Origin of the sequence: uncultured Lactobacillus sp., from assembly GCF_947367085.1 — a bacterium.
GTDB lineage: Bacteria > Bacillota > Bacilli > Lactobacillales > Lactobacillaceae > Lactobacillus.
Genome location: NZ_CANBCP010000064.1, coordinates 1 through 9132, shown reverse-complemented (window position 1 = coordinate 9132; position 9132 = coordinate 1). Strand labels below are relative to the sequence as shown.

Genomic DNA, 9132 nt, shown 5'->3' with positions numbered 1-9132 from the left:
ATAAATGCTTATATACTGCAATAATCAAGTTAGGATCCTCTATCTGCAACAGTTCGCTTTTTAAGCAGTCAGCAACAGGCTTACCACCCTTGACGATGGAATATTTAAGCGAATTAAGTATTGCTATTTCTTGAGTTTCTGAGGAGTAGATAATATTCTTCTGTCGCATTTGAAACCGTTGTAGCAAGGCTTTGATGGTTTCGATCGTGTAACCAGTCTCAAAACTGCAAACCTTGTACGGTAACTTGTAAATTCCAACTTGAGTCGTATGTGGGTTGGTTAACAAGTACAGCATGAAGAATTTATCCTCAGGACTGTAGCTGTCTATAACCTTTACGTCTTCCCAAAATGAAGTTGACACTATGCGCTTTATCGGTTTACTCATTTTTGCTTACCTCCAGCTTTATCAACGGCTTTAAAAAAGTTATTAGCTTGCGTTACCAGATTGCCTTGAGGAGTATCAGGCTTAGAAAACCAAGCATTCCACCACTTCTTTGCATATTTGTCATTGTCCTTAGCTTTTTTATAAATCGTGTACAAGTTCTCTTTCTTGTCGTCTTTATAAAGCATTTCAGCTTTAGACATTTCTTCAGGGGTATATTTCTTTTGAGCCACTTGTGGCTTGAGTTCTGTCTTGTAGTTGCGTGTTTTATTAGCCTTTTGAATATTTTGATTTTGTGGATCGGCATACTTGGCAACCTGGTTTGAATCCAGTTCATCACTACCGTAGTCAATCAAGAACAGGTTGGCTAAGGCACCCTGTTTGGCATAAGATGCTGCTGACCCAGAGATTTGAGGTGAATCTATTCCCTTTTTGGCTAGATCTTCACGGCTTGAATAATGCGACACAATGGTTTCTGCCTGGTCTCGGTATGTGATCGTACACACCTGATAAATGCTATTACCTAACTGCATAGGCTGAGTATCAAACGTGATTCTTGCGTTAAATTCCGTCAAAAGTGGTTTTAAGACGCTCAGGACGTTTTCTAAGTTGTAATACTTAAATCCCCCATAGGTGTTACTTAAGTCCTTAGAAACACGCATTTTGGCTTGAATTTGATTAAATGCTGATACCGTATGCTCATTTGTTTTCTTGTCCGTCAATCTTTCTATTCCCCTCTCATACTTGCAGAAATCTCTCTTAATGCATAATCGCTGTAAAAGAATTGCTCTCTCTCAGCTTTTATTGTTTTCTTGCCTCGTTTGTATACGTAAGGTGCCTTTCTCCAAACCCCACCTTTACTTGTTTCAAAGTGATTTGAAGGCTTTAAGCGTAACTTGCTTGCTCTACGAGATAGTGAGTATGGCGTTGTGTTCAGTCTCTTGGCGGCCTCTCTTACCGAATATCTTGGTATGTAGTCTGGGTTATCGTAAGCAGACTTGATCTTTACAATTGGCTTTCTTTGCTTTTTAGCTTCAGGCTTTTCTAGTGTTTTACCGTTTGATTTGACTTGATCCATAAGTTTCTGTCTTGCGTCATCGCTGTACTTAGCCGTAGCTTTAAAAAGCGTTTTATCAGCCTCAACTTGCCGATCATGATTTAAAACAGTCAAAAGCTGAAGTAGCGCTTCTTGTGTTCTTTGGATGTCTCTTAATCTTAAAATGCTCTCAGAAGCATTTTTTGATATCTCTGAGACGTTTTTTGATATACTTTGGGTAGTTATGCCTGCCTCATAGAAAAACTCGTTTAGATTGTCTTTTATTGCCTTTTTAATAAATTCTTTTTGTGAGTCACTAAAATCTTTGTTGAACATTAACTGATTCTCTACTTTCTTGGTTTATATAAGTTTTTACTTATTATTATTTGCTATCAATAAAACGTCAGCTAGACTCTTATTGTTAAATTGGTCTAAAAATACGCTTGGATATAAAGCTAAACCCTTTAGAGCTGGTTTGATTTTTATTCGAGCCTAACAACTGTAAGCTATTATTTTTCTCCTTTAACAATGAATCCTCCTAATTGCCTAACAAAATAGTCAGAAAAAGAGTTGTTCATCTTTAAATGAGCAATATCAGTAACCGTTTCTTTGGGATCTAAACCGTAAAACTCACAAAAAGCATCCAAGCCTTTTTGATTGATTAAATTTTCGATAAAGGCAACGAGGTTATATACAACTTGCATTGCTCCTTGCTTACTAATAGGAATTAGCATGGTGCCTTTCGGGAAGTAAAGTTCGCTCATAGCTTTAATCCGATTAAATCTTTTTTCGTCAATATACTTCATCATCTTTTTAAACCTGTGTTATACTTGCTTTGTAAAATAAATAGCTTTATTTTTTAATTGTTAGACGAATTCCTATTTTGTGATTTCAAGGAATTCGCCTTTTTTTATACGCTCGCCAAGATTACTTGCAAAGAATAATTGTTTGTGACCATCTTGTGGACCATCTGCAATTGCATTACTTGCAAATAAAACACCTGCTGCTGTTCGATCTGAAAAGCTACTCTTCATCATTTTTCTTACCTCTTAATCCAATATTGCCTGATTCTTCTTTAAATTCTTTTTCAAACTTATTTATTGTGTTAGTAGTGTTAACGCTGTTTTCAATAGCATCTAATAAGTCATTAACAGAGATATCATCGTCTGTTGCAATGATGTTTAATAGTTCTAATTTTTGCTTTCTACTCAGCTTTCTAACTTGCTGTGCGGTCTCTGCAAATTGCTTAAATTCCTCGATCTTATCTTCTGGAAGAAGAAGGTTTGCTAGCATATCTGCCCATTCATTAATATCTTTTGAATCCATGCTCAATCTCCTAATAAATTTAAAAATAGTCTTAATAAAACACATAATGCGGTAAGTCCTGATAGCAGAACAATGCCTAACATCCATACAGCAAAGAATGTACTATTTGTAATCAGAAAATTTTTCATCCATTTAATCATATTGACTATCTTCCAACCTTTCGATATCTATTCTTAAGCTATCAATCTCAAGCTCAAGATCTTCAATTTGTTCCTCATAGTCATCTATTAACCCCTCTCTTATATCGCTGAGTTGTTCATTTAAGCTAGACAACAAGTCAATTAGCTTGCTTGCTTGTTCATATGAAAGCCTGGCTTCGGTTATATACTCTCGTACATTGTCCCTGAAAAATTCATCGCATTGCATGGTGAGCGTTAGCAACTCTTTAGAACTAATCATCATTGTTTCGACCTTTAACTTTTGGCAAACCTAAATGTATGTAATTAATGATGTTTGAGCTTACCCAAGCTTCCATTGCTTCATTTAGGTAATTACCTAAATCATTAAGCATTTTTTCTGCGTCTAAATTTATTTCTACTTCCATAGAACTTAACTGCTTGAGCTGGTCCTTTGTTGATTTATCTACCATGGTAATTTCCTCTTATTTTTCTCCATCCATCGAGCAGCTTCTTTCTCATAAATTCGAATTTGTCGCCCTTTTCCAGGATGAATGTCTGCTACAAAGTCAGGCTTATATTTGTAAAAGATTTCTTCTTTAATCCAATCAATACTTTTGCCCGGGCAGAACTTCTTCTTGAATTGGGTTAAGGTAATAGTTTTACCTTCATTTGTCTTTTTAGGTTCAAATCCCATCTCATCCATTATTTCTACAATTGCTTGTTTTAATTCTTCACGAGGTATAGTTATCTGCATTCTTAACACCTCACTTTCATTTATTAGCGTTCAGCATTCATTAATTCAGCCACAAGTTTTGCTACTTGATCTGGTGACTTATTTGCCTTCATTTGCTTAATTGTGTAATCTCTTAATTCTTTAATAAATTCTTCGTCCATTTTTATCCTCTATTTTTATTCCACGTCATTACGCTCAATTAATGGGTAAATATCATCTTGCTTTAAAATGTCGTAAATTAACTTACGTCCCTTTTGAGTCCACATAGTGTAAGGTCTACTGTGGTATCTATCCTCTTTGTCTTTGTAGATGCCAGAATTAGTTTTGGTGTAACCTTTACCCATATAAACTTTATATAAGACCCATTGACCATGAACCTTATGTTGGATGCCCTCTATATTTAGCAATTTATTAAACTCAACAGGGCTCATACCATAATCAAAAGCGATCTGCGTAGCTGTCATGGCATCCTTAGTTGCCAAGATAATGTCTAAATAATTAGCTTTCTTATTTGACTCTTCCAATTGAATAGACAATGACTTGTTTCGACTTTTAAGTTCTTTGTTTTGACCTTTTAACTGCTTGATCTGATTTTGTTGAATTAATAAAGCTCGTTGAACGACCATTGCTGGATTGTTCCATTGCTTTTCAACCTCAATCAAATAAGATCTATAAATTTTTCCTTTTTCCGTTCTGCTCATTAAGCAAAGCTGTTTTGCCATATCAATGGTTAATGCATAGTTCTTAATTGACTTAGTACCGCCATTTGGCATGTTTACACTTTGAGGTGTAAACATAAAATCTGTACCTTCTTTAAATTCTTTAAAGTTTTGTTTTACCCAATCCGTAAACTGTTTTTTAAGACCCAGCCCTGTATGAAGTTCTCTGGCTGAAACTAATTGTTGGTCATTTTTAACTTTGATATTTAAAATATCCGCCATCTTATTCACCTTCCATTCCTAAAATTTTGTAAATCATTTTTCGAACTTTTACTGATTGTGGATTGTTATCACCATTAATAGCGCGGCTTACAATTCCACGATTTAAATTTAATGTCTCAGCTAATTCTGCTTGTGACCATCCTTTTTCTAAAAGCGCCATTTTGATAGCTTTAGTCACCGCTTGCTTAGCTTCATCCAATTGTTCTTCTAAAGGCATTAACTTCACCTCCATAATATTTTGTGCAAAATGTTAATATTTTATTGATAACATTTTACACATGGTGTAATATCAAGGTATAAGAAATAAGCATTAGTAAGATATGATTACCTCAAAAGCCTGCCCGCTTTTATATTCATTTCGCTAATAATTTCTTATTACTTTTACCTGACAAAAATAATAATAGCACATTGTGCAATTAATGCAACATATTTGTGAGCACTATGTGTAATTAATTTTGGAAGGTTAGAAAAGAGTTATTGATATGACGCTATTTGAGCGGATTAAAAGACTTTCTAAAATTAGAGGAATGAGCCTAAGAGAAGTGGCAGTAAAAGCTGGCTTTAAAAGTGAAACTGCTATTTACAGATATAACCAAGGTGTCTCGCCTCGAAAGCCAACTTTAGAAGCCATAGCATCTGCTTTGCATACGACTACGGACTATTTAGAAGGCAAAACAGATAAATATGAACTACCAAAAAAGAATAATGATAATGAACATCTAGTGACAATGTTTCGTGAAAAAACTGGAGATATGACGCCAGATGAGCGTAAGGAATTTGAAGAATCCCTAGGCAACATGATGGATTTCACCAGAAAAATGATTATGGAGCGTAGAAAACGACATGAATAATTACGAATACGAAGCAGTTGATCCACTTATTTATGAACAGGCATCAGAAGTTGCTAGTGAAATTATTGAAAATGCATCTGTCTATTACAATATCCAGCGAAATCAGGTTCGATATCAGCATGTTATCAATTATTTAATGCATATATTTGATGATGTTGATGTATATGGATTTACCTCTGATAGTGCAAATCAGCAGAAATTAGATGCATTTAATAACTTTCTATCTTATCCATTATGTTTGGATATACATTGTCTTCATATCAAGCAACAGAGTACAACTTTTAGTAAAACAGTCAGTGGTTTCACTGTTTTTGATTCTTTTGGCCCTTTAGTATTTATAAATGCTGATTATCAACAGGCACAAGGTAGCATTATATTTACCATCATTCATGAATTGGTTCATGTTTATAAAGCACGCCAAAATCCTAATTATGAAAAAGTAGTTGCAATGATTACTAATAGTGTTTTACATCAAGAATTCTATCCAATAGAATTAAGACCAATTGAAACGGAAACCAATATCATTGCATCCCTTCTCTATGCATCAGATGAAGTTTTGAAACAAGATGTCATGAATTTAAACTTTTATGAAATGCTAAGAAAGTATACAATTTCAACAAGTGCTTTGCATAATAGGCTTATTAATTATTTCACTTATAATTGCGGCTTAAATTGTAATCAAGCTCTTACTGCTGTGATGGCTTTTAGAAATAATGATATTGAATTATTAAATAAGCTACGTATTCATTTGGCTCAATAATTTAGAGGAGTTATCCGCTCCTCTATTCTATTTTTTAATTATTTGGAACTAACGTTCGTCCAATAGCCAATGACGAAAAACTTAAGGCAAAACATCAATGGAGGATATTTATGAAAAAGAATCATATTTTAAGTTTAGCTTGCATTGCCCTTTTGGGATTGGGTGTTACTGCTTGTTCATCAAACAACACTGAAAGTAGCAAACCTAGTCAAAGTTCAAAATCTGTTAAAAAGGTGAAAAAAACTAAGTCTGATGCTACAGTTCACCAAACTACTTCTGAAGATAAAACAGATGACAAGAATGCAGGTAAAGACAATACAGAAAAAGGCGTAACATTTGATGGAGATGCCTTCCCTATTTCAGCAAAAAAGATTTATAACACTAATTACACTGACAAAACTTGGCCAGGTGGCACAGTTGAAATTAAATCTGTTCAAATCTATAAATTAAAATCTCCACATCAATATGAATCCGCAAATGACGGTACATATGAAGTTAACGGTGTTTTAAAGATTGATATGATTGTAAAGGCAGCTCAAGATATTTCCATCTATCCTACTCAAGGGACTGTAGTTCTCTCTAACGGTGAACAAGAAGATGCTACGAATGATGATAACTGGGATGGTGATATCAAAGCTGGTGCAATTAAGAATGGTGTGGCAACGTTTCCAATTAAGAATTTATCTTCTGTCTCAGATATTAAAAATATCAGATTTACATTTAGTGGAAATGCCCAAGATACTGATAATGACGGATTAGATAAAGACTTTGATTTAACTATTGATCTAAAATAGACAATAAAAAAAGAGACCCTGTGAGGTATCCTCACAAGGTCTCCAGTAAGTGGACCTAAACGCTAATTACTTAACGTTTAGCAAAATTAATTTACGAAAGATAAAAGAGCAGAATATTCTTCCCTTTTATCTCCTCTATTGTAAATGATTGGAGGAATATAAGCAATGGCGGTATATAAACGTGGTAAAACATGGACTGCCAGAGTATTCTGGCGTGACCAGCAAAACAAAAGACATAGTCATTCAAAAGGTGGTTTTAGAACCAAAAAGGAAGCGATGGATTATTGGACCGATATGGACTCCAAGCATAATAAGGGAGTAAATATTGGAGAAAACCCTGAATTTGTTGAATACTTCTGGCAATGCTATGAAGTTTTTAATAAACCAAATTGTAGATATGAAACGCGTAGATCCTATAAAACGGCCAAAGGACCTTTGGAAGATTATTGGGGTCATACCAAAATTAAAGAGATCACCCCTACTATGTGGCAAGGATTTCTTAACAAACTAGGCAAACACTATGCCAAAAGTAGTGTTAAAAGTTTCCACAAAAAATACCATTCCGCTATAAGGCATGCTATTCAAGATGGAATAATTGTTAGTGATTTTACTTATGGCACTAATATTACTGGAACAACTAAGCGTACTAGATATGACAAAGTCCAATTACCATCTTTATCCCATATCCAAGAAATTCTAAATAAGCTTTTAGAAAGACGTTCACCCTATCTTATGTCTGCAAAAGATATTACCTTCTATGGGCGAAAAGTAGGCTTAGATAAGGGTAATATTTGTGATTACGTGCTTGCCCTACAAATAATAACTGGTGTAAGAATTGGTGAAGCTCTGGGGCTGCGTTGGCGTGATTTGCATCCCCAAAACTTTTCGATTGACATCCATCACTCTTATAATTCTGACATCCATAAACTGGGTCCAACTAAAAATAAGGCATCGTACAGAACTATAACGGTTAACCCTCAGATTTTTCCGTTACTAGAAGAATTAAGAAAACATAATCACAGTGAATTTGTTTTTGGATCCCCCACTACTGGACTACCACCGACAAGTAATGCTACTGGAGACGAATTAAGGCGGGTTCTAGAGCTTTTAAAACTACCCAAGGATGGTTTTACTACTCATACGTTAAGACACGCACACGTCGCTATATTGATCCATAAAAAAATAGATTGGTATTACATTATGCATCGGCTTGGTCACTCAAATGTTAAAACAACTATCGATACGTATGGTTATCTCATTGAGGAAACTAAGCAAATTGATGAACAACAAATAATTGGCTTATTTAAAAATGCATTTGCTTAAGTTTAGGTAATTGTTAGTTTTATTTTATAAGTTATAATATAGGTGTTCTAAGTTAATAATGGTTTGAAAGAGATGATCAGCAGGATTGACCATCTTTTTTATCAATTCTGTTATAATGTAGGTGGACTATATTCATCGCTATGTATTTAACCATAGTAAAAAGCACTCACAAAATTATGTGGGTGCTTTTTTGTGTGCCAAATGTGTGCCAATTTTAAAACTTCTATAGTTTTTTATAGCTTTCTTATTTATGAAAACGTTGATTTACCAATGCTCTAGTTTTCTATATTTTTATATTAGGTTCCGTTCGGAGAAGCGAAAAGGTAATGGCGGGGTATCTGGTAAATATTCACTTAATAATAAACCACGTTTAATAATTTCTTTTTGTAATTCTTGATTTTGTCGCGGATAAAAATAGTTCAAGCCATTTCCGACAACTGCTATAGTATTGCCTTGACTTTTTAATGTTTCTTCATGAGCAATGGCATCCACACCTTTTGCTAAACCACTGGCAATTACAAAGCCTTGGTTAACAATATTTGGTACTAGTTGTCTTAAAACTTGACGGCTATATTGGGTTGGATTTCTTGAACCAACTATCACTGTAACATTTTTTTTGAGTAATTCTAAATTGCCGCGAGCGAATAAAACAATTGGTGGATCAAAAGTTTCTTTCAATTTAGCAGGATAGATTGGATCAAATATTGTGATTACTTCACATTGTAATAAGATCCTTTCAATGCATTTTTCAAATCTCTCATCTGTCATTGCATTAAAAATTTTATTACGTAGATCAGATGATAACTCTAATTCACTAATTAAGTCAAAATTTATTTCCTCTTCATAATAACCAATTTGATCAATGAT

15 protein-coding genes and 1 pseudogene are annotated in these 9132 nt (G+C 34.3%); 4 read left to right on the top strand and 12 right to left on the bottom strand.

The features are described from left to right. The 11 genes and pseudogenes from Q0Y70_RS08645 to Q0Y70_RS08595 form a co-directional block, all read right to left on the bottom strand. Positions 1-385 (bottom strand): annotated as a pseudogene (locus Q0Y70_RS08645) (DNA replication protein DnaD); the annotation flags it as partial. Then, positions 382-1104, bottom strand: coding sequence for an ERF family protein (locus Q0Y70_RS08640; RefSeq protein WP_297819847.1), 723 nt, complete (start codon positions 1102-1104; stop codon positions 382-384). The gene Q0Y70_RS08640 and the pseudogene Q0Y70_RS08645, both read right to left, overlap by 4 nt. 5 nt (positions 1105-1109) lie before the next feature. Continuing rightward, on the bottom strand, positions 1110-1754 hold the full coding sequence (locus Q0Y70_RS08635; RefSeq protein ID WP_297819844.1) for a hypothetical protein: 645 nt from the start codon (positions 1752-1754) through the stop codon (positions 1110-1112). Positions 1755-1927: 173 nt separating this feature from the next. Beyond that, a complete protein-coding gene (locus tag Q0Y70_RS08630) occupies positions 1928-2227 on the bottom strand; it encodes a hypothetical protein (protein ID WP_297819841.1) in 300 nt (99 codons plus the stop codon). 69 nt (positions 2228-2296) lie between these two features. Further along, positions 2297-2455 carry a hypothetical protein gene (locus tag Q0Y70_RS08625; protein WP_297819838.1) on the bottom strand — a complete coding sequence of 53 codons (159 nt, stop codon included), beginning with the start codon at positions 2453-2455 and terminating at the stop codon, positions 2297-2299. Then, the gene (locus Q0Y70_RS08620) at positions 2442-2744 is read right to left on the bottom strand and encodes a hypothetical protein (protein ID WP_297819835.1); all 303 of its coding nucleotides are present in this window, start codon (positions 2742-2744) and stop codon (positions 2442-2444) included. The genes Q0Y70_RS08625 and Q0Y70_RS08620 overlap by 14 nt, the downstream gene beginning before the upstream one ends. Positions 2745-2876: 132 nt before the next feature. Next, positions 2877-3146: a hypothetical protein gene (locus tag Q0Y70_RS08615; RefSeq protein ID WP_297819832.1), complete on the bottom strand. Its 270-nt coding sequence runs from the start codon at positions 3144-3146 to the stop codon at positions 2877-2879. Next, on the bottom strand, positions 3136-3333 hold the full coding sequence (locus Q0Y70_RS08610) for a hypothetical protein (protein WP_297819829.1): 198 nt from the start codon (positions 3331-3333) through the stop codon (positions 3136-3138). The genes Q0Y70_RS08615 and Q0Y70_RS08610 overlap by 11 nt, the downstream gene beginning before the upstream one ends. Next, a complete protein-coding gene (locus tag Q0Y70_RS08605) occupies positions 3327-3617 on the bottom strand; it encodes a DUF771 domain-containing protein (protein ID WP_297819826.1) in 291 nt (96 codons plus the stop codon). The genes Q0Y70_RS08610 and Q0Y70_RS08605 overlap by 7 nt, the downstream gene beginning before the upstream one ends. A 155-nt stretch (positions 3618-3772) precedes the next feature. Continuing rightward, positions 3773-4537 (bottom strand): phage antirepressor KilAC domain-containing protein, encoded by a 765-nt coding sequence (locus Q0Y70_RS08600; protein WP_297819821.1) that lies wholly within the window; start codon positions 4535-4537, stop codon positions 3773-3775. Position 4538: 1 nt separating this feature from the next. Continuing rightward, complete coding sequence (locus Q0Y70_RS08595; protein ID WP_297819818.1) at positions 4539-4754, bottom strand: helix-turn-helix transcriptional regulator; 216 nt, start codon at positions 4752-4754, stop codon at positions 4539-4541. Positions 4755-5019: 265 nt separating this feature from the next. Here Q0Y70_RS08595 and Q0Y70_RS08590 point away from each other — a divergent pair, with 265 nt between their 5' ends. The 4 genes from Q0Y70_RS08590 (at position 5020) to Q0Y70_RS08575 (ending at position 8265) form a co-directional block, all read left to right on the top strand. After that, positions 5020-5388 (top strand): helix-turn-helix domain-containing protein, encoded by a 369-nt coding sequence (locus Q0Y70_RS08590; protein ID WP_297819816.1) that lies wholly within the window; start codon positions 5020-5022, stop codon positions 5386-5388. Further along, positions 5381-6148, top strand: coding sequence for an ImmA/IrrE family metallo-endopeptidase (locus Q0Y70_RS08585; RefSeq protein WP_297819813.1), 768 nt, complete (start codon positions 5381-5383; stop codon positions 6146-6148). The genes Q0Y70_RS08590 and Q0Y70_RS08585 overlap by 8 nt, the downstream gene beginning before the upstream one ends. Before the next feature lie 110 nt (positions 6149-6258). After that, positions 6259-6942, top strand: coding sequence for a hypothetical protein (locus Q0Y70_RS08580; protein ID WP_297819811.1), 684 nt, complete (start codon positions 6259-6261; stop codon positions 6940-6942). Between the two features lie 165 nt (positions 6943-7107). Next, on the top strand, positions 7108-8265 hold the full coding sequence (locus Q0Y70_RS08575; RefSeq protein WP_297819807.1) for a site-specific integrase: 1158 nt from the start codon (positions 7108-7110) through the stop codon (positions 8263-8265). A 291-nt stretch (positions 8266-8556) separates the two neighbouring features. On the opposite strand, the gene Q0Y70_RS08570 is transcribed toward Q0Y70_RS08575, so the two are convergent. Next, on the bottom strand, positions 8557-9132 hold a 576-nt coding region (locus tag Q0Y70_RS08570), incomplete at its 5' end, for a DNA-processing protein DprA (protein ID WP_297819804.1).

Coding starts and splice junctions, on each gene's coding strand:
- Q0Y70_RS08635 (WP_297819844.1), bottom strand. CDS start 1,754: ATGTTCAACAAAGATTTTAGTGACTCACAAAAAGAATTTATTAAAAAG.
- Q0Y70_RS08630 (WP_297819841.1), bottom strand. CDS start 2,227: ATGATGAAGTATATTGACGAAAAAAGATTTAATCGGATTAAAGCTATG.
- Q0Y70_RS08625 (WP_297819838.1), bottom strand. CDS start 2,455: ATGATGAAGAGTAGCTTTTCAGATCGAACAGCAGCAGGTGTTTTATTT.
- Q0Y70_RS08620 (WP_297819835.1), bottom strand. CDS start 2,744: ATGGATTCAAAAGATATTAATGAATGGGCAGATATGCTAGCAAACCTT.
- Q0Y70_RS08615 (WP_297819832.1), bottom strand. CDS start 3,146: ATGATGATTAGTTCTAAAGAGTTGCTAACGCTCACCATGCAATGCGAT.
- Q0Y70_RS08610 (WP_297819829.1), bottom strand. CDS start 3,333: ATGGTAGATAAATCAACAAAGGACCAGCTCAAGCAGTTAAGTTCTATG.
- Q0Y70_RS08605 (WP_297819826.1), bottom strand. CDS start 3,617: ATGCAGATAACTATACCTCGTGAAGAATTAAAACAAGCAATTGTAGAA.
- Q0Y70_RS08600 (WP_297819821.1), bottom strand. CDS start 4,537: ATGGCGGATATTTTAAATATCAAAGTTAAAAATGACCAACAATTAGTT.
- Q0Y70_RS08595 (WP_297819818.1), bottom strand. CDS start 4,754: ATGCCTTTAGAAGAACAATTGGATGAAGCTAAGCAAGCGGTGACTAAA.
- Q0Y70_RS08590 (WP_297819816.1), top strand. CDS start 5,020: ATGACGCTATTTGAGCGGATTAAAAGACTTTCTAAAATTAGAGGAATG.
- Q0Y70_RS08585 (WP_297819813.1), top strand. CDS start 5,381: ATGAATAATTACGAATACGAAGCAGTTGATCCACTTATTTATGAACAG.
- Q0Y70_RS08580 (WP_297819811.1), top strand. CDS start 6,259: ATGAAAAAGAATCATATTTTAAGTTTAGCTTGCATTGCCCTTTTGGGA.
- Q0Y70_RS08575 (WP_297819807.1), top strand. CDS start 7,108: ATGGCGGTATATAAACGTGGTAAAACATGGACTGCCAGAGTATTCTGG.